Origin of the sequence: Bordetella sp. N (genome assembly GCF_001433395.1) — a bacterium.
In the GTDB taxonomy this organism is placed as follows: domain Bacteria; phylum Pseudomonadota; class Gammaproteobacteria; order Burkholderiales; family Burkholderiaceae_B; genus Bordetella_C.
This window is the reverse complement of sequence record NZ_CP013111.1, coordinates 6,891,786-6,909,744: the sequence shown is the minus strand read 5'-3', so window position 1 is coordinate 6,909,744 and position 17,959 is coordinate 6,891,786. Positions and strand designations below refer to the sequence as shown.

Annotated in this window: 18 protein-coding genes; 10 read left to right on the top strand and 8 right to left on the bottom strand. The window is 65.0% G+C overall.

All coding sequences use genetic code 11. From position 1 onward, the window contains the following. Nucleotides 1–62 precede the first annotated feature (62 nt). The 5 genes from ASB57_RS29800 (at nt 63) to ASB57_RS29780 (ending at nt 5,547) form a co-directional block, all read left to right on the top strand. Nucleotides 63–941 carry a fumarylacetoacetate hydrolase family protein gene (locus tag ASB57_RS29800; protein WP_057655722.1) on the top strand — a complete coding sequence of 293 codons (879 nt, stop codon included), beginning with the start codon at nt 63–65 and terminating at the stop codon, nt 939–941. A 76-nt stretch (nt 942–1,017) separates the two neighbouring features. Further along, nucleotides 1,018–2,004, top strand: coding sequence for a tripartite tricarboxylate transporter substrate binding protein (locus ASB57_RS29795; RefSeq protein ID WP_057655719.1), 987 nt, complete (start codon nt 1,018–1,020; stop codon nt 2,002–2,004). Between the two features lie 43 nt (nt 2,005–2,047). Continuing rightward, nucleotides 2,048–2,599, top strand: coding sequence for a (2Fe-2S)-binding protein (locus ASB57_RS29790; RefSeq protein WP_156414320.1), 552 nt, complete (start codon nt 2,048–2,050; stop codon nt 2,597–2,599). Beyond that, on the top strand, nt 2,599–4,836 hold the full coding sequence (locus tag ASB57_RS29785) for a molybdopterin cofactor-binding domain-containing protein (protein ID WP_057655717.1): 2,238 nt from the start codon (nt 2,599–2,601) through the stop codon (nt 4,834–4,836). The genes ASB57_RS29790 and ASB57_RS29785 overlap by 1 nt, the downstream gene beginning before the upstream one ends. A gap of 12 nt (nt 4,837–4,848) precedes the next feature. Then, nucleotides 4,849–5,547: a substrate-binding domain-containing protein gene (locus ASB57_RS29780; RefSeq protein ID WP_057655715.1), complete on the top strand. Its 699-nt coding sequence runs from the start codon at nt 4,849–4,851 to the stop codon at nt 5,545–5,547. A 47-nt stretch (nt 5,548–5,594) separates the two neighbouring features. On the opposite strand, the gene ASB57_RS29775 is transcribed toward ASB57_RS29780, so the two are convergent. Next, nucleotides 5,595–5,867, bottom strand: a complete 273-nt coding sequence (locus ASB57_RS29775) for a hypothetical protein (RefSeq protein WP_057655713.1) — start codon at nt 5,865–5,867, stop codon at nt 5,595–5,597. 117 nt (nt 5,868–5,984) lie between these two features. After that, nucleotides 5,985–6,230, bottom strand: coding sequence for a hypothetical protein (locus tag ASB57_RS29770; protein WP_057655711.1), 246 nt, complete (start codon nt 6,228–6,230; stop codon nt 5,985–5,987). A gap of 467 nt (nt 6,231–6,697) precedes the next feature. On the opposite strand from ASB57_RS29770, the gene ASB57_RS29765 reads away from it, so the two are divergent. Further along, entirely contained in the window at nt 6,698–7,036 is a 339-nt protein-coding gene (locus ASB57_RS29765) for a hypothetical protein (protein ID WP_057655709.1), read from the top strand. Between the two features lie 145 nt (nt 7,037–7,181). Here the strand turns inward: ASB57_RS29765 and serS are convergent, their stop codons facing one another. From serS to ASB57_RS29750, 3 genes are all read right to left on the bottom strand, one after another. Beyond that, nucleotides 7,182–8,525 (bottom strand): serine--tRNA ligase, encoded by a 1,344-nt coding sequence (serS, locus tag ASB57_RS29760; RefSeq protein ID WP_057655707.1) that lies wholly within the window; start codon nt 8,523–8,525, stop codon nt 7,182–7,184. A gap of 97 nt (nt 8,526–8,622) precedes the next feature. Beyond that, nucleotides 8,623–9,615, bottom strand: a complete 993-nt coding sequence (locus ASB57_RS29755) for a hypothetical protein (protein WP_057655705.1) — start codon at nt 9,613–9,615, stop codon at nt 8,623–8,625. 22 nt (nt 9,616–9,637) lie between these two features. Continuing rightward, on the bottom strand, nt 9,638–11,608 hold the full coding sequence (locus tag ASB57_RS29750; protein ID WP_057655703.1) for a hypothetical protein: 1,971 nt from the start codon (nt 11,606–11,608) through the stop codon (nt 9,638–9,640). A 118-nt stretch (nt 11,609–11,726) separates the two neighbouring features. Between ASB57_RS29750 and ASB57_RS29745 the strand changes: the two genes are divergently transcribed. Next, entirely contained in the window at nt 11,727–12,545 is an 819-nt protein-coding gene (locus ASB57_RS29745) for a hypothetical protein (RefSeq protein WP_156414319.1), read from the top strand. 65 nt (nt 12,546–12,610) lie between these two features. After that, on the top strand, nt 12,611–13,375 hold the full coding sequence (locus tag ASB57_RS29740) for a hypothetical protein (RefSeq protein ID WP_231755293.1): 765 nt from the start codon (nt 12,611–12,613) through the stop codon (nt 13,373–13,375). 73 nt (nt 13,376–13,448) lie between these two features. On the opposite strand, the gene ASB57_RS29735 is transcribed toward ASB57_RS29740, so the two are convergent. Together ASB57_RS29735 and ASB57_RS29730 are read right to left on the bottom strand one after the other, a co-directional pair. Continuing rightward, complete coding sequence (locus ASB57_RS29735) at nt 13,449–13,826, bottom strand: hypothetical protein (protein WP_057655698.1); 378 nt, start codon at nt 13,824–13,826, stop codon at nt 13,449–13,451. Nucleotides 13,827–13,851: 25 nt separating this feature from the next. Continuing rightward, a complete protein-coding gene (locus ASB57_RS29730) occupies nt 13,852–14,478 on the bottom strand; it encodes a nucleotidyltransferase domain-containing protein (RefSeq protein ID WP_057655696.1) in 627 nt (208 codons plus the stop codon). Between the two features lie 182 nt (nt 14,479–14,660). On the opposite strand from ASB57_RS29730, the gene ASB57_RS29725 reads away from it, so the two are divergent. Beyond that, on the top strand, nt 14,661–15,965 hold the full coding sequence (locus ASB57_RS29725) for a replication-associated recombination protein A (protein WP_057655694.1): 1,305 nt from the start codon (nt 14,661–14,663) through the stop codon (nt 15,963–15,965). A gap of 53 nt (nt 15,966–16,018) precedes the next feature. Here ASB57_RS29725 and ASB57_RS29720 read toward each other — a convergent pair whose 3' ends face one another. Next, nucleotides 16,019–16,732, bottom strand: coding sequence for a TetR/AcrR family transcriptional regulator (locus ASB57_RS29720; protein ID WP_057655692.1), 714 nt, complete (start codon nt 16,730–16,732; stop codon nt 16,019–16,021). Nucleotides 16,733–16,860: 128 nt separating this feature from the next. Here ASB57_RS29720 and ASB57_RS29715 point away from each other — a divergent pair, with 128 nt between their 5' ends. Then, nucleotides 16,861–17,958, top strand: a complete 1,098-nt coding sequence (locus ASB57_RS29715; RefSeq protein ID WP_057655691.1) for an HlyD family secretion protein — start codon at nt 16,861–16,863, stop codon at nt 17,956–17,958. Nucleotide 17,959: the final 1 nt, after the last annotated feature.

Genomic DNA, 17,959 nt, shown 5'->3' with positions numbered 1-17,959 from the left:
GATGAAGATCCATTTTGGTTCTAAATTAGGTCACTGCACAACCAATTGGATTAATGAGTCACATGAAATTCGCCAATATCGCGCTCGACGGCAAGCCCGCCATTGCCTTGGTAGACACGCAATCGCAGCAATTCTGGCCGGTCTCTCAACTGGCATCCGGCTTCGCCGGAGACATGGTCCAACTGGTACATGATTTCGACCGCCTGCGCGAAAAACTGAGCCAGGCAGGATCCGGCCAGGCGCTGGCCGGCGCCAAGATCCTGGCGCCCATCGACCAGCCCCGCCGCAATATCTTCTGCGTCGGCAAGAACTACCACGAGCACGCCGCCGAATTCAGCAAGTCGGGCTTCGACAGCAGCGCCAAGGAAGGCGAACACGCGCCCGAAGCGCCGGTGGTCTTCACCAAGCCGGCCACCACCGTGATCGGCCCCGGTGTGGCGATACCGCCCCACAAGCAGGTGACCCAGCAGATCGACTACGAAGCCGAGCTGGCCGTGGTGATCGGCAAGGCCGGCCGTGACATCAGCAAGGCGAACGCCTTCGATCACATATTCGGCTACACCATCGTCAACGACGTCACCGCGCGCGACCTGCAAAAGCTGCATCGCCAATGGTTCCTGGGCAAATCCCTGGATGGCTTCTGCCCCATGGGTCCCTATGTCGTCACACGTGACGAGGTCGATGCCACCAAGCTTGGTGTCAAGTGCTGGGTCAATGGCGAACTGCGCCAGAACGCCAATACCTCGGACCTGATCTTCGACATTCCCACGTTGATCGAGACCATTTCGGCCGGCATCGAACTGAAGCCGGGCGACGTCATCGCCACGGGCACGCCGGCCGGTGTCGGCATCGGCTTCAAGCCGCCGCGCTTCGTGCAATCGGGCGATGTCATCCGCATCGAGATCGAGGGGCTGGGCGTGTTGGAGAACCCGGTGGCCTGAAGTCTGGCCGGCGTTGCAGTGATCTAAAAGCAGAAGGACACGGCCGCCACGAGAGCGGGACGTGAGGAGACAATCGATGAACGCATATACGCGTGGCTGCACCGCCGCCTTGGCGCTGCTCGCCAGTTGGACCGTGGGCAGCAGCCCGGCGCTGGCCCAGGCCCAGAAATACCCCAGTCATCCCGTGACCATCATCGTGCCCTTCGGCGCCGGCGGCTCCGCCGATGTCTATGCGCGGGTGCTGGCGCAGCGCCTGGGCCAGGAAACCGGCCAGTCCTTCGTAGTGGAGAACCGGCCTGGCGCGGGCGCCGTGATCGGCACGCAGTACGTGGCCAAGGCGGCGCCGGACGGCTACACGCTGCTGATGATGTCCAACACGCAAACGGTCAACGAGACGCTGTTGAAGAAGCGGCCCTACGACCTGATGCAGGACTTCACCGCCGTCGCGCCGGTCAACGAGGCGCCGCTGGTGCTGGTGGTGCGCGCGGGGCTGCCCATCAAGTCGGTCAGGGAACTGGTCGCGCAGGCCAGGCAGGCACCGGGCAAACTCAATTACGCTTCCTCGGGCACCGGCACGCCGTACCACATGGCCGGCGAGCTGTTCAAAAGCATGGCGGGGGTCAATATCGCCCACATTCCCTACAAGAGCAGCGGTGGCGCGCGCACCGACGTGCTGGGCGGTCAGGTCGACATGATGTTCGACGCGGTCAGCACCATGACGGAACTGATCCAGACCAAAAAAGTGCTGGCAGTGGCGACCACGGGGACGCAACGCTCCAACGTGCTGCCCGACATCCCGACCATGGCCGAGGCCGGCGTGCCGGGCTATACCGCGACGATCTGGCTGGGTTTGCTCGCGCCCAAAGGCACACCGCCTGACGTGGTCAATTACTTGAACGAGCGCATCTCTCGCATCGTCGAGCAGCCGGACATCCGGTCGGTGTGGGCGCAAAGCGGCGTGACGCCGATGAAGATGACGCCGGCGCAGTTCACCGACTTTCTCAAGCAGGACATCGAGAAGTGGGGCGCCATCGTCAAGTCGGCCAACATCACGGTGGACTGAACGGTTCGGCTTTTGCTTGGGGTTTTGCGTGGGGACACAAGGCGTGGACGAGGCTGACGCGGAGATCATAGGGCTGACCATCAATGGCCGGCCGCTGTCCCTGCGCGTGCAGGCCAGCCGCAGCCTGCTGGATGTCCTGCGTAACGACCTTGGGTTGAAGGCCAGCCGCTATGGCTGCGGCGCCGGCCTGTGCGGCGCCTGCATGGTGCTGCTGGAGGGTCACGCGGTGCCGGCCTGCGATACGCCGATGTGGGCGACCGCGGGCAAACAGGTCGTCACGGTGGAAGGTCTGGGCGACGAAGACGATCCGCATCCGGTGCAGCGTGCCTTTATCGACGAACAGGCGGCCCAGTGTGGCTATTGCACGTCCGGCATGATGATCGCGGCGGTGGCTTTGCTGCGCCGCTGCCCGCATCCCACGGAAGCGGAAATACGCGCTGGGCTGGAGCGCAATCTCTGCCGCTGCGGCACGCACCCGCGCGTGACGCGGGCCGTGGCGCGCGCGGCGCAGGCAACGCAGACCCCTCAAGCGGACGCCGATTGCGCGGGCAAAAACGTGGATCGCCCCGCGGATGCAGCCGGCGGTGGCGCGTAATGGGAGTCGCTGATGCAGGCCTGCCCTTCAGCCTGCGCGCCAACCCGCGCCTGTCGACCTGGCTGGGTTTCGATGCGGCCGGCCGTGTGCTCGTGCGCTCGGGCAAGGTCGAGATCGGCCAGGGCATACGCACCGCCCTCGCGCAGATCGCCGCGGAAGAATTGGACGTCGCGTTCGCGCGTATCGTCATGGTCGCCCCGCGCACTGACATCAGCCCTGACGAGGCGGTGACGTCTGGCAGCCTGTCCATTCAGCATTCCGGCGCGGCGCTTAGACATGTCTGCGCGCAGGCGCGCGCTTTGTATCTGAGCCAGGTGGCGGCCCGGCACGACTTGCCGATTGAACTCGTGCGCGTGGAGGACGGTGTTTTCCTGCGCGGCGCGGAGCGCCTGGGCAGCTACTGGGACATGGACCCCGCCTTGCTCGACCGGCCGGCGGACATGGCGGTGACGCCCAAGGGCGGGACCGCGTATCGCGCGGTCGGGCAGTCCCAGCCCCGCGCCGACATCGTCGAGAAGGTGTACGGGCGCTACCGCTACATCCACGATATCGAACTGCCGGACATGCTGCATGGGCGCATGCTGCGTCCGCCCTCACCCGCGGCGCGCCTGTTGGCCCTGGACGACGCGGCAGTGGCCGCATGGCCCGGCGTCGTCGCCGTCGCGCGTGACGGCAGCCTAGTCGGGGTCGTCGCCACGCGCGAGCACATCGCGGAACGCGCGCTGGCTCACCTGGCCACGCACGCGACGTGGGAAGAGGCTGCCACCCTGCCGGACCACACCGCCCTGCCCGCCTGGCTCAAAACGCTGCCCTGCGAGACCTTGCATCTGCATAACGGCGAGGTTGTTCCTGCCGGCAGCGATGCAGCCGCCGCAGGCGTCGCGCGGACGCTGCGCGCGGCCTACTCCAGGCCGTTCCTCAAGCATGCCTCGATCGGCCCATCCTGCGCGCTGGCGCGCGATGACGGCGCCCGACTGGAAGTCTGGACCCACAGCCAGGCCATCTACAACCTGCGCCGTGACCTGGCGCTGGCTTTGCGCCGGCCCGAAGACGCCATCGTGGTCGAACATGTGCAAGGCGCCGGCTGCTACGGCCACAATGGCGCGGACGACGTCGCCTACGACGCCGCCTGGCTGGCCGCGCATTGCCCCGGACGACCGGTGCGCGTGCAATGGTCGCGCGCGGACGAACTCAACTGGTCTCCCCTGGGCCCCGCGATGGCCGTCGAACTGGAAGCGGACGTCGACGCACACGGCCACGTGCGGGCCTGGCGCCACCAGGCCTGGAGCCCGGGCCATGGCCTGCGGCCGGGACGAGCGCCCTCGCCCACGCTGCTGGGCAGCTGGCACCTGGCCACGCCCTTCCCCCACCTTGATGCCGTCGACGCGCCCCGCGCCGCCGGCGGCGGCATGGATCGCAATGCCGAGCCCGGCTACGCCTTTCCCCAGGTCGACGTCGCCTGCCATCGCGTGCGGGCGGTGCCTTTGCGCGCCTCCGCGCTGCGCGCGCTGGGCGCCCATGCCAACGTCTTCGCCATCGAATCCTTCATGGATGAACTGGCGCTGGCGGCCGGTGAGCATCCGCGCGACTACCGGCTGGCGCATATCAAGGACCCGCGCATGGCGGCGGTACTCCGCGCGGCCTGGCAGGCGAGTGACCGCGCCACGGCCGGTGCCAGCCCTACGACCGGTGCCAGCGACGGGGCCGGGCCGGCAGCCGCGGCCAGCGCCACCGACACCGACACCTCCGCCGACATGCAAGACAGCGCCTCCGGACGCGGTTGCGGCGTCGCCCGCTACAAAGGAACCGGTGCGTACTGCGCCGTCGTCGCGCATGTCGACGTGGACGATCAGGTGCGCTTGCGGGCCTTGCATATCGCGGTAGACGTCGGCCTGGCCATCAACCCCGACGGCGTACGCCAACAGATCGAAGGGGGCGCCATGCAGGCAGCCAGCTGGACCCTGCAGGAAGCCACCCGCTTCGACGCGACCCGCCTGCTCGATGGGGACTGGGAAAGCTATCCCATCATGCGTTTCAGCCAGATGCCCGACGTGGCGGTGGACATCTTGACCGGTTCCGACAGCACCCCGCTGGGGGCCGGCGAAGCGGCGCTGGGGCCCACCGCCGGTGCCATCGCCAATGCCGTCGCCGCTGCCCTCGGCGTGCGCGTGCGCCACATGCCCCTGACACCCGAACGCATCATGCAGGCCATGGATGATGAACAAGCACCAACGTAAACAGAAAGGAACATGATGGAACTGCAACTCTTCAGCGGCGGCGCCGCACAAGCGGTGGTCAACGGTCTGCGCCCGTCCTTCGAGGCCGCGCACGCCTGCACGGTGGCCCCCACTTTCGGCGCGGTCGGCACCATGCGCGACAAGCTTCTGGCGGGCGCGCCCTGCGACCTGCTGGTGCTGTCCCAGGTGCTGATCGACCAGCTGACCCAGCAGGGCCATCTGGTCGCGGGCAGCGCGCGGCCGCTAGGCCGGGTGGAAACCGGCGTGGCGGTCCTCGCCGGCAACGCGCCGGTGGATGTCAGTGACGGCGATGCCCTGCGCGCCGCCCTGCTGGCCTGCAAGGGCCTGTACGTTCCCCACCTGACCCAATCCACCGCCGGCATCCACATCGCCGGCGTGCTGAACAAATTGGGCCTGACTGACACCCTGGCCGACCGCATCCATGAATATCCCAACGGCAACGCCGCCATGACGGCCATGGCCAAGGCCGGCGGCCAGGGCCTGCTGGGCTGCACCCAGGTGACCGAAATCCGCTATACGCCGGGGGTCACGCTGGTCGGCGACCTGCCCTCCGGGTACGGCTTGAGCACCGTTTACACCGCGGCGGTCTGCACCCATGCGGCAGCGCCCGCGCTGGCGGCGCAATTCGTACAGGCGTTGAGCGAGCCGGCGTCGGCATCCCTGCGCAAGGAATCCGGCTTCAGCCTTTGAAAAGGCTTTGAAAAGACTTTGAAAAGAGGAAGTCCAAGCAGGAGAGCTCAGGTACGCCGCAAGACCCGCCGCATGACCAGGCTGGCCGCGACCGCGATCACCAGTGTGAACATGAAGGAAGCCAGGGCCAGCAAGGTGGCCTGGTCGGCGACGGGACCCTGGCCCGCGAAGTGCAGCACGCCACAGGCATTCAGGGTGGCCAGGATGACGCACGCGCCGAGGGAATTGATCACGCCGCGAAACAGCGCGAACAGGCCGCCACCGATGACGGCCAGGCCCACTATCGTGGCCATGCCCCAGTACAGGTTCTCGTATTCCACGCTGCCGCCTCCCTTGGAAGAGCGGGCAGTGTAAAGGGGCCGCCACGGGGTGTCGACGGGGAGTCGTCACCTACTGGTGGCAATCCGCGCGCGCGGCGCGCGCGGTGTTTCAGACGATCAGGCCGCGGCGCGCGAATATTCCGGCTCGCCGTTGGAGCGCACGCCGCTGATGCCGTGGAACAGCACCTCGCAGCTCTTCTCCGCCTCGTCCTGATTGGTGAAAGCGCGCCCATCCATCAAGGGCCAGCATTTTTCCGGTGCGTTGGCGCCGAGCTTGCGAGTCCAGACCTGGATCTGATACTGGCGATTCACGGCCTCGACCGCGCAGCGCACCCGGAAACCATTAACGGTTCGACTATTCATGATGGCATTCCCCTGACAGCAGGACCGATCGCTCCACCGCTCCCACCATGGACGGCGTCGAGGCAAATCAGTCAGGACAGGATTGTGCCGATGTCATTCGACATCTTTATTGCTGAGATGAAAGCAAACGCGAACAGTAATTTCAAAGTGAGTAACATTCTGAGCCCGATCCGTCCCCTCCTCAGAGGCGTGGCGTTGCCGAGACAAACACGTAAGCAATTGAAAAACCCTGGCCGTCGCCGCCGTTTCGGGCGACCTGTTTCACCCGATTTCGGAACTTATGGTCCCCGCCTTGTGTCGAAACACACAACTTGCCCCAAATCCACAAAATCGCTCAAAGCTGTCGCTGTGCTGTATAGGTTTGTCGCCACTTAGGGTGGGTCTGAAAGGTATTGCTCAGATCATTTGGCGGACAATGGGGTCGTTGTCATCAAAGGGCCGCCCAGGCGGCAAAGCGCAGGTACATCATGAAAAAGCATTGGCTAGTTGCAGGTCTCGGGGCTGCTGCCCTGATGATTTCCAGTGCGGCCATGGCACGCGTGGACGTGGGTATCGCCATCGGTGTCCCGCCGCTCGTCGTCGCGCCGGCACCTGTCTACGTGGCGCCGCCGCCCCCCGTCTATGTGGCACCCGCCCCGGTCTATTACGGCCCGCCGGCGCCCGTGGTCGTGGCGCCGCGTCCTTACTACTATCCGGGCCCGGTGATCTACGGCGGGTGGCACGGCGGTTATCGCGGCGGTCCCCCGCCCCGTTACTACCGTGGCGGCCATGGTGGCTACGGCCACGGCCCGGGCTGGCACCGTTAAGTTGCCCTCCCGCTCCTCTGGCCCCTCTCGCATAGGGCAATAAAAAAACGCTGCATGGTTATCCATGCAGCGTTTTTTCTTCTGCGATGCCGCGTATCAGGCAGACGGTGGGCCCGCCCGCATCAGCGGACGTTCCCGCGGCGCCTCAACCGCCCAGGACGTCGACGCCGCCCATATACGGCCGCAGTACCTCCGGCACCACGACGCTGCCATCGGCCTGCTGGCCGTTTTCGAGCACCGCCACCAGCGCGCGGCCCACGGCCAGGCCGGAACCGTTCAAAGTGTGCAGGAACTCCGGCTTGCCCTGGGCATTGCGGAAACGGGCCTGCATGCGCCGGGCCTGGAAGTTTTCGCAGTTGGACACCGACGAAATCTCACGCCAGGTGTTCTGCGCCGGCAGCCACACTTCGAGGTCATAGGTCTTGGCCGCGCCGAAACCCATGTCGCCGGTGCACAGCAGCATCACGCGGTAAGGCAGGCCCAGCAACTGCAGCACTTTCTCCGCGTGGCCGACCATCTGCTCCAGCGCGTCGTAGGACGTGTCCGGACGGACGATCTGCACCATTTCGACCTTGTCGAACTGGTGCTGGCGGATCATGCCGCGGGTGTCGCGGCCGCCGCTGCCGGCTTCGGACCGGAAGCACGGGGTATGGGCGGTCAGGCGCAGCGGCAGGTCGGCGTCAGCCAGGATGGTGTCGCGCGCCACGCTGGTCAGGGTGATTTCCGACGTGGAAATCAGGTATTGATCTTCGCGCGCGTAGCTCTTGCCCTGGTCGTCGACCTTGGGGTCGTCGTCGCCGCCGCCCTTGCTGACGGCGAACATGTCGTCCTTGAACTTGGGCAGCTGGCCCGTGCCATACAGCGTCGACGCATTGACGATGTAGGGCGTGTAGCACTCGGTGTAGCCGTGCGTATTGGTCTGCAGATCCAGCATGAACTGGGCCAGCGCGCGATGCAGGCGCGCCATGGGACCCTTCATGAAGGCATAGCGCGCGCCCGACAGCTTGGCGGCCATGTCGAAATCCAGGCCCAGGGGCTCGCCCAGCGCGACGTGGTCCTTGGGCTCGAAGCCCAGCGGTTCCGGGTTGCCGTCGGCGCCGGTCTTGGGCACCCACCGGCGCACCTCGACGTTTTCGTCGCTGGAAGCGCCCACCGGCACGCTGGCGTGCGGCAGGTTGGGGATGGCCATCAGCCATTCGTTCAGGCTCTGCTGCACGTCGGCCAGGTCTTCCTCCAGCTGCTTCAGGCGCACCGGCACGGCTTGCGACTCCGCCATCACGGCCGAGGCGTCCTCGCCCTTCGCCTTGAGCTGGCCGATCTGCTTGGCCAGCGCGTTGCGTTTGGCCTGCAAGGACTCGGTTTCGGTCTGGACGGCCTTGCGGCGAGACTCCAGCGCGTTGAAGCGTTCCGTGTCGAAGTCGACGCCGCGGCTCTTGAGCCGGTCGACGACGGTTTGCAGTTCTTTGCGCAGTAGAGTGGGGTCTAGCATGATGATCCAGCGTAAGTTGAACGGAGGACGGGGAAAGCCGCCGTCCGCCTGATTTTAGCGTCCCGGCGGAGGATCGCCCCGGGACGCCCCCGCCACCTCAGTTGCTCAGGGTCGGCGAGAACAGCGCCAGCGTCTTCTGGGAGTCGCGCATGCCCCCCGCCAGCAGCTCCGCCAGCGACACCGGGGCGCGGGCATCGGTTTCGAACTTCAGCGTGTCGTCGTCGCCGCCCAGGAAGTTGGCCAGGGCCTTGCAGGCATCGCCATTGTCCTTGAAGCCGGCCATCAGATTGCGGCTCTCGCAGGCTTTGCGGTTTTCCTTCACGGCCTCGTTGAACTTCTTGTCGCGCTGCTTGCCGGCGCTGCCCTCGCCCGGCACGGCCTGGATGTTGTAGCGCTTGAAAAGCACGATGCTGCGCTGGACGTAACCATCATCCTTGACCTTGAGGTTGAGGCTCTTCACGCGCACCTGGGCCAGCGAGGCCAGAGAGCTGTCCATGCGGCCCAAGCCGCCCAGTCCGCCAAACGCGCCCGCCATGGCCACGCCGGCCAGCTTGGTGGGGTCGGAGAAGGCCGCGACGGCCGGCCCCAGGTGGTCCAGTTCCAAGGCCAGGTCGGCATCGAGCGCCTTCGGCTGGCGCAGGCCGACGTTGACTTCTGCCTTGTCGTCGTCACGCCGGTAGTCCCAGCGCACGTTCAGGGTCGCGGCAGGAAGATCCGCCTTGCCTGCCTGCAGGAATACGCTGAGCTGGGTCAAGGGGCTCTTGCCGTCCGGCAGCGTGGCGTTTTCCAGCACGACGTCGCCGCTCTGGCGGTCGCGGTCGTCGCGCACGCCAGACACCTTGACCCGCTCGATCAGGGCCATGGGTTTGCCGGGCGCGCCGATGGTCACGCCTTCAATCGTGGCGGAGCCGAAGATCGACGCCGAAACGCTTTTCCACTGCACGTTGGCCCGCTGGCCGTTCTTGTCCAGGTAGGCCACCAGGCGGTCTTCCGCCTTGCTGGACGCATAAGCGCCCAGGCCGTACCAGATCGCGCCCAGCACGACTACTACACCGCCTGCTATCAGGGGGACATTCTTCTGCTTGATCATCTGTGTCTGTCCGTCGGGTATATCAGGGCTGCTCGGCTTGTTGAATGATGTCGCGCGCCTTCTCGGGGGTCCAATCCGGCAGGCCCAGCATCATGCGGGCGCCGACCAGCGGATCGTTGAGGTCCGCGCAGCCTTCTTTCTGGCAGGCGAAGGGGGCGGACTTGTCGAGGGTCAACAGCGTCAGCGGCAGGCCGTCGTCGTCCTTGCGTTGAGTGTCCAGGCGCAGTTGGCCGGCGACCAGATACCAGCCCTTCTTCAGGTTCTTCTGGCCGACCAGGCGCATGTCGTAAGGCCAATCGAGCACGGCGTCCTGGTCCTTGTCGCCGTCCACGTGCACCACCAGGCGGGCGGAGCGGGACCGGCCCTCCATCATGGACGCGTAGTCCGACCCCACCACCGGCTCGTAGTGCTGGCTTTGCTGCATGGACGCCAGGATGCCGCCGGGGTTGCTCTTGGCCTGCGCCACCCAGTTTTCGTACTGGCGCAGGTTGTCGCGCTCGCGCCAGGCCTGTTGGCGCAGTTCGTCGCGTTTCTTGCGGGCGGCCTGTTCGTCGCGGCGGAACAGGTAGTTCTGCGCGTACTGCAGGTTGTAGCGCCATTCGCCGTTCACTTCGCCGCGCCAGCTTACCGAGCGGTTGGCGTCGATCGCATAGATCAGGCTGTCGGCGTTGTCGTTGGCAAAGCCGCGCTCGAGGTTGTCGCCGAAGGCCAGACTGACCTGCCCGCCTTGCGGCAGCAGGGTGCTGGCGACACGCAAGGCCTGGTCAACCGCTACCTTGATGTCGGCGGCATTGCGGAAAGTTTCCGGCTGGGTGGTCAGCACGTCGATACGTCTGACTGACCAGATGTCCAGGCCGTTGCCGTAGGACATGCGCGATCCGCGCGCCAGGTATTGGAAACGCGCGCCGTCGCCGCCCAGGTCGAACCACAGCGTGCCGTTGGCGCCGACGTAGGCCAGGCGGGGGGCGTTGACGTTGCTGCTGAAGGGGATGCCGCCCACCAGCCAGACATCGTTGGTGCTGCCCAGGCGGGCGCCGTCGGAGCGCTCCAGGCGCAGCTTGCCCTTGCCCGTGAGATAGCCCTGGGCGTCGCAGGCCAGGCCTTCGGACTTGAGGGTGACGTAGTTCTGCGGCACATCGCCGAAATTGAAGGTCGAGATGACCTTGCAGCCGTTCTGGTCCTGCATGACCTTGAGCAGCTTGGTACCGGCCAGGAGGGCTTCACGCGATTGGGGGTTCCAGCCGGGGATGTTGGCGGCGGCGGGGGCCGGCGTGGGCGCGGGGGCCGCAACTGGCACAGGCGCGGCTGCGGGCACGGGGGCCGAAGCGGTGGCGGCTTGGCCAGCTGGCGGCGCGGGTTGCGCGGCGGCGGCCGGCTGCGAGGGTGTCGCGACTGCTTGCGGCAGAACGCTGGCAGGCGCGTTCGACGTCTCGACCTGGGCGACCGGCGCGACCACGGGAGGCGCCGCGGGGGCCGCAGCCGGTGCGGGCGCTGCCGCCGGGGCAACGTTACTCGCGGCGGGTGCGGGCGTCGGCGCCGCTTCAACCGGGGCGGGGGCCAGAGCCGGAGCCGGAGCCGCACTAACCGCGGCCGGGGCAGGCGTCGTTGCCGGGGCAGCAGCCACGGCAGCAGCGGCCGGCGCCGGCGCGGCGTCGGCTTGCAGCGTCCAGCCCGAGGCCTTGGTGCTGCTCCCCTGCCCTGACGGCTGGCCGGACTTGTCAGCGGCCGTCCAGCGCAGCGCGACGGCTTGCGGACATTGGTTACCCAGCAATACACCGACCTTGGGCAGCAGGCGAGCCAGCGCGGCTTGATCCGGGGCGCCGCCATAGACCGCGCGCAAGGCCAGATGCGGACTGCACCAGGCCGCGCCCGTATGGTCGACGAAGATCTCGATGTTCTCGGCTTTGGAATAGGCCAGGCGATAGGCCTCGGCGTGAGCGGCCGTTACGCCAAAGCAGGCCGCCAGCGCGGCGACCATGCAGACTTTTTTCATTTCCTCTCCAACCCGCGTAAACCTTGTAAACTCCGGCCCTAATTATACATTTTGATTTAATTAGCATTACTTGTGCAGACGCCTTGCGGTTTTGCGCAGGGAATCATCGAGGCCAGCCATGCATACGACCGACGCAGTACGAGCAGAAACCCAGGGCGCAACCGGTATGTCCCTGCGCCGGCTGATCGCGGCGGCTGGCGTGGCGATGACCGCGCTGCTGGCCGGCTGCGTCAGCAATGGCAGCGGCAACATGACCCTCGATTTCGGTGAGGTGTTGGCCAAGGAGCAATCGGTCTTCATGGTCAATGGCGAACGTGCCGCCCTGCGCCGCTATGTGGACGGCAGCTACGACATCAAGCTGTATCAGCAGCGCAAGGTGATGGAGCTGGGCCTGCCGAAGGACGTCAACGTCACCGTCGCCAACGTGGCGGACGTGGCGGGCGCCACCTTGATCACCCTGGATGCGCCGCAGGCCGGCTGCGCTCACGTGTACAGCGTCTATCAAGTCGTGGGAGGCCAATCGCGCAAGTGGCAGAACACCTATCGCAGCTGCGAAGCGCCGCTGGCCTTCAATGTGGTCAACGGCCAATGGACGGCGCGCCAGACCGTCAAGCCCAGCGTGGGCCAGCCCTATATGCTGGTGTATCAGGACGGCAATCTGTACAGCCGCCCGCTGGCCGTGACCAAGCCCACCATGGCCAAGAAGAAAGCCCCGGCCAGGACCGCGAAGAAGCCGGCCGCCAAGCCTGCCGACACCGCTGCCGATCTCGACGGCGTTGCCGCCCCGGCTGCCCCCGCCGCCGCTGACCTCGATGCCGTGGCCGCGCCCGCGGGCGGCGGCGCCGACCTGGATGCCATCGAGGCGCCGACCGGCAAGGTCAGCACCACCGGGCTCAAGGCCGACCAGGCCAACGCGGTCAAGATGAAGGACGAGTAAGCCCCGCGACTGGCGCGGCGGATGGCTGGGGTATAAACGAGGCCCCATCACCGCGAAGGAATCCCGTGTCGAGCAAACTTGGCGCACGTCGTTTTATTGCCGCGACGGCGAGCGTGATTCGGCAGCGGGGCCGCGCCATGCTGGGCGCCGCGCCCTGGTCCCTGGCCGTGTTTGTCCTGACCTTGCCGTTCGCCCTGCTGACGTCGACGCTTTATCAGTACCGGGATGTGCTGTTCGCCGTGGCGGCGGTAGTCAATCTGATCGCCTTCGCGCGGGTGACGTTTGCCTGGCACCGGGCCGTCCTGCTGGCGGATGACGCCGGCACGGGCGTGGAGGGCGGGCGCGGCGGCGGCGGCGTCCGGTATCTGGTGCTGCTCGTTGCGATCACTATCGCGGTGACGGCGCTGGGGCGCGTGACGGGGGACGTGCCCTTCGTCCTCTACATGGTAATGAACGCGCCCTCGTCCCTGGTGTTCTTCGGTGCCTTGATCCCTTTGCTGGCCGTGGTCTGGCTGCCCGTGTTGTACCTGGTGGCGACGTATGGCTTGAGCCTGCCGCGCGTGGCGGCGACCGGGGCCTACGGTTTCCGCGGTCTGCGCGCCGCCATGCCCTACAAGCGTTGGCCTCTGCTGCTGATGCTGCTGGTGCTGGTCCTGCTTGCCGGCATCGCCTACGGTTTTCTGTACCCGCTTACCTACTATCTGACGGCTGAAGGCGCCGTCCAGGGCGCGTTGGCCACCTTGCTTTGCGTCCTGGCGGTGTTCGTGGTGACGGCCATGTACGCGGTGGCCTACCGCGATTCCGCGCTGGGCAAGGAATTGGGGCAATGAAAGCAGCATCCAGAGCGAGCACATCCGCTCGTTCATTGGGCGCGTGATAAGCGAGCCATCAGTCACAACATTCTCACTTTTTCAGCAAGTCTGGGTGGCGCTTCTCGAACCAGTGGCACACGTCTTGCAGAGTCCGCTGCGCCCATTCACGAGCTTCCTTGACCTGCAATTCACTGGGCGGGCGACCGTCGTAACGCTGGTTGCGACTTTCTCGTACCACCTGGAGCTCCTCATGCTGGATCTCCGTGTAACCCAGCGACGACGCCAGAATCTCTATCGCGATCTTGTGATGCCCTTCGCTCGCGTCGACCCGGTAACCCTGAGCATTGATAAGCGCTAGCGCCCCAGAAAAAATCGCATCGTAGGCTGCCGAAAGACGAGTCGAAATCGTAGCCTGAGCCAAACCGGAGTCATTGAGCTTCCCTACCGAGTCTCTTAGCCAGGCTTGCACACGACGCCTATCTTGTGGCGCGCGTCTAAGATTGCCCGCCTCCTCGAATTGAGCCGGGGCTCTTAAGACCATCCTCTTCTCCTACCAACATGATGAGAGGATTGTTGAGGACCTCTCCAATAAACGGGCTGCCCTGGTGAAGAAGCTCGGCATATTCCGCTCGGGTGAAGTCCTGAATGTCCAGCGCGCGGCCGGCATCGTTCATAGCGACCCTCAGCTCGGCTTTCATTCGTCCCGTGATCCCGTCTCCGACCAGCAACAGGTCTATGTCACTGTTCGGGCCAGCCTCGTTCCTTGCAACGGAACCGAACACGCACGCGAAATCTATCTCGCCCGCGTACGGCTGCAGCGCAAGCCGCAACGCTGGTATATCCCCTGCTATTTTTTGAATTAGCCCGTATAGCTCCGGGAAGAAAGGAGCTTCGCGATTCACGCCATAGAGCACCTGATTTCCGCGCCGGTCGCGGCGCAGTATTCCTGCCTCAGCCATGTCCAGCAGCTCCCGGGGAAGCGCCCCTGGCGAGACATCGAGCAGTCGAATCAGCTCGCGGACATGGAAAGCCTCATGCGGCCTGGAAAACAACAGTGCCAATGCTTTCCTGCGTAATGCCGACGGGAAAAGCGCCGTCAGCACGTCCTTTTTGTCACTCATGGCCTCGACTCCAAGATAAAGCAGACAGGTCATCTGTACATTTTATTAGTACAAACGTATCATAAAAACGTACATTTGTACCTATTTTCAGTACATTCTCTGTCTGCATTTCCCGAGGGCATCGCTGCGGCGAACCGGGTCGCATCACCGCGCCCCCTTCCCACTTCTGGTGTAATTGCACGATGAACGATCTTTTCAAGGCCAAGCCTATTCCGCCCCTGGCCGAAGCCCTTCGGCCCACCACCCTGGACGAAGTGGTCGGCCAGTCACATCTGCTGGGCCCCGGCAAACCCCTGCGTCTGTCTTTCGAATCCGGCCGCCCGCACTCGATGATCCTGTGGGGCCCGCCGGGCGTAGGCAAGACCACCATCGCCCGCCTCACCGCATCCGCTTTCGACTGTGAATTCATCGCCCTGTCGGCCGTGTTTTCGGGCGTGAAAGACATCCGCGCGGCCATGGACCAGGCCGAGCGCAATCTCAGCCTGCACAAGCGCACCATCCTGTTCGTCGACGAAATCCACCGTTTCAACAAATCGCAGCAGGACGCCTTGCTGCCTTATGCGGAATCGGGCCTGGTCACGCTGATCGGCGCCACCACCGAAAACCCGTCGTTCGAAGTCAACTCGGCATTGCTGTCGCGGTCGCAGGTCTACGTTCTGAAGTCCCTGACCGAAGACGAATTGAAGCTGCTGGTGGAAAAAGCCCGCGCCGACGTCCTGGCGCATCTGACATTCGACGAAAAGGCCATCGAAACCCTGGTCGGCCTGGCGGACGGCGATGCCCGCCGCATGCTCAATCTGCTGGAGCAGACCAGTTCGGCGGCGCAGGTGGCGAAGATCACGGACATCGACGCCTCGTTCATCGAGAACGCGCTGACCCTGAACGCACGCCGTTTCGACAAAGGCGGCGACAACTTCTACGACCAGATCTCGGCCCTGCACAAATCCGTCCGCGGCTCCAACCCGGATGGCGCCTTGTATTGGTTCACGCGCATGCTGGACGGCGGCGTCGATCCCAAATACCTGTCGCGCCGCATCGTGCGCATGGCGTGGGAAGACATCGGCCTGGCCGACCCGCGCGCCATGCAGATCGCCAACGACGCCGCCGCGACCTTCGAACGGCTGGGCAGCCCGGAAGGAGAGCTGGCGCTAGGCCAGGCCGTCATCTATCTGGCGGTCGCCGCCAAGAGCAACGCCGGCTACAACGCCTTCAACCAGGCCCGCGCTTTCGTGAAGCAGGATCGCAGCCGCGAAGTCCCCATCCACCTGCGCAACGCCCCCACCAAGTTGATGAAGGAATTGGGTCACGGCCATGCCTACCGCTATGCGCACGACGAACCCAATGCCTACGCGGCTGGCGAGACGTATCTTCCCGACGGCATGCGCGAACCCAATTGGTATCAGCCGGTCCCGCGCGGCCTGGAAATCAAGATCGGCGAGAAACTCGCTGTCCTGAAGCAGTGGGACGAGGAAGCCAGGAAGAAGTAAAACGCGCCTGTCGCCGGGATATCGCCGGGACAATGCCCCGTTTGCCTCGCGGCCTACTGGAAAGCGTTCAATGCGCCCGCGGCGGCGAAAATGCCGATTGTCTGCTTCACGTACGACCGCAGATTGCCACGCAGTTCGGCAAGGTCTTCCCCCATCAAGGCTTTCATCAGCATCGGCGGGATGATCGCGTCGAGAATCTGGGTGGCGACTATCCGCGCTTGCCGTTTGCTTGAAGCGAGCGCGGCGCCCTCACGCGTGCGCGACGAGTGTTCGGCGATCATCTTCGCCACGGCGTCCACGGTGCGCGACTTGCCGGCTTCGTTCGTCAGTTGCGCCAGGGACGGAAACCGCGGGGCGTCGGCTATCACCATTCTGATCAGTCCGATCACCTCGTCGCTAAGCAAGCGCATTGCCACCGTTTCAGTCAGCAAGATCAGGCGCTGCTCCAGCGACGCCGATTGCGGCGGCTCGTACCCGATACTCAAACTGCGTTCGCAATTCCGTTTGACCACGGCTGAAAACAGCGCTTCCTTGCCGCTATAGCGGCTGTAGAGCGTTGCCTTGCTGGCGCCCGCCGCCGCGGCGATGGCGTCCAGCGATGCCCCGCCGAAGCCGCGCTCAGCGAACATGGCCGTGGCGGCATCGAGTATCCGCTCTTCGACGTCACCCGCCATCGCATTCGACGGACGGCCTTTCTTGCGCGAAAACATCGCCTTGAGCAGGCAAGGCTCGGTCGTCGCATCGGTAGGCTTGGAGGCGCGCGTCACGGGTGTTTTTCAGACAAAAGAAAGGGGCGGATAAGGAAATTTTTCGAATTATCCCACTTTTCCTTAAATAGAACGAAACCGTTCCGTTCTATTGTAGAATCCCGCCACAAGTCATTTTGGAGATTCCCATGGCGGGAAGTGAAAGCGACAACAGCACGCCGGCCGGCGCGGAACAAGCCGATGGCGAACGCGCCGCCGAACCCGCGAGCCCGCGCAGCAAGCGCCTGAGAGCCGTCATTGGCCTGGTGGTGCTGCTGGTCTGCGTGGCGGCGGGCACGACCTACTGGCTGCACAGCGGACATTACGAAAGCACGGACGATGCCTTTATCGACAGCGATCAAAGCCAGATCGCGTCGCAGGTGAATGGGCGCGTGGTCGCACTGTTGGTCACCGACAACCAGCACGTCGAGAAAGACCAGCCGCTGCTGCGCCTGGACCCGCGCGATTACGAAGTGAAGCTCGAACAGGCGCAAGCGCAGCAAGCGAATGCGGAAGCGCAAGTTGCCCAAGCGCAAGCCGATCTGCAGTACCAGATCGCCAATCTGGCGCAGCAGACGGCACAGGTCCAGGTGGCGCAGGCAGACCTGACGCAGGCGCGCCAGGATCTGGTGCGGTTCACGGGAACGGATCCGGCCGCCATCACGCGGCAGCAACTGGAACAAAGCCAGGCGACGACCAAAAGTGCGGTAGCCAGGCTGGATAGCGCCAAGCAGGCAGTGCGCGCGGCCGAAGCACAGGTCGCATCGCAGCGCACGAAAATCGATGCCGCGCTGGCGTCGGTGCGGCAGAGCAAGGCCGACGTCGATAATGCAAAGCTGCAACTGAGCTACACCGAAATACGCGCGCCGCAGGCAGGCAAGGTGACCCGTCGCACGGTCAATCTGGGCAACTACGTCACGCCCGGTCTGGCGTTGGTGGCGGTGGTCCCCGACGAAATGTGGGTCACCGCCAATTTCAAGGAAACGCAGCTGGCCCACATGAAAGTGGGACAGGCGGTCGAGGTCAGCGTCGACGCCTATCCGGATGAAAAGCTGCACGCGCATGTAGAAAGCCTGCAGCGAGGCACCGGGTCCGTTTTCAGCAGCTTGCCGGCCGAGAACGCTACCGGTAACTACGTCAAGGTCGTGCAGCGCCTGCCCGTGAAAATCGTCTTCGACGGCGACGACTGGCGCCATCTGCCGCTGGCACCGGGCCTTTCCGTCACCCCGCGCGTCACGGTGCAGTAGA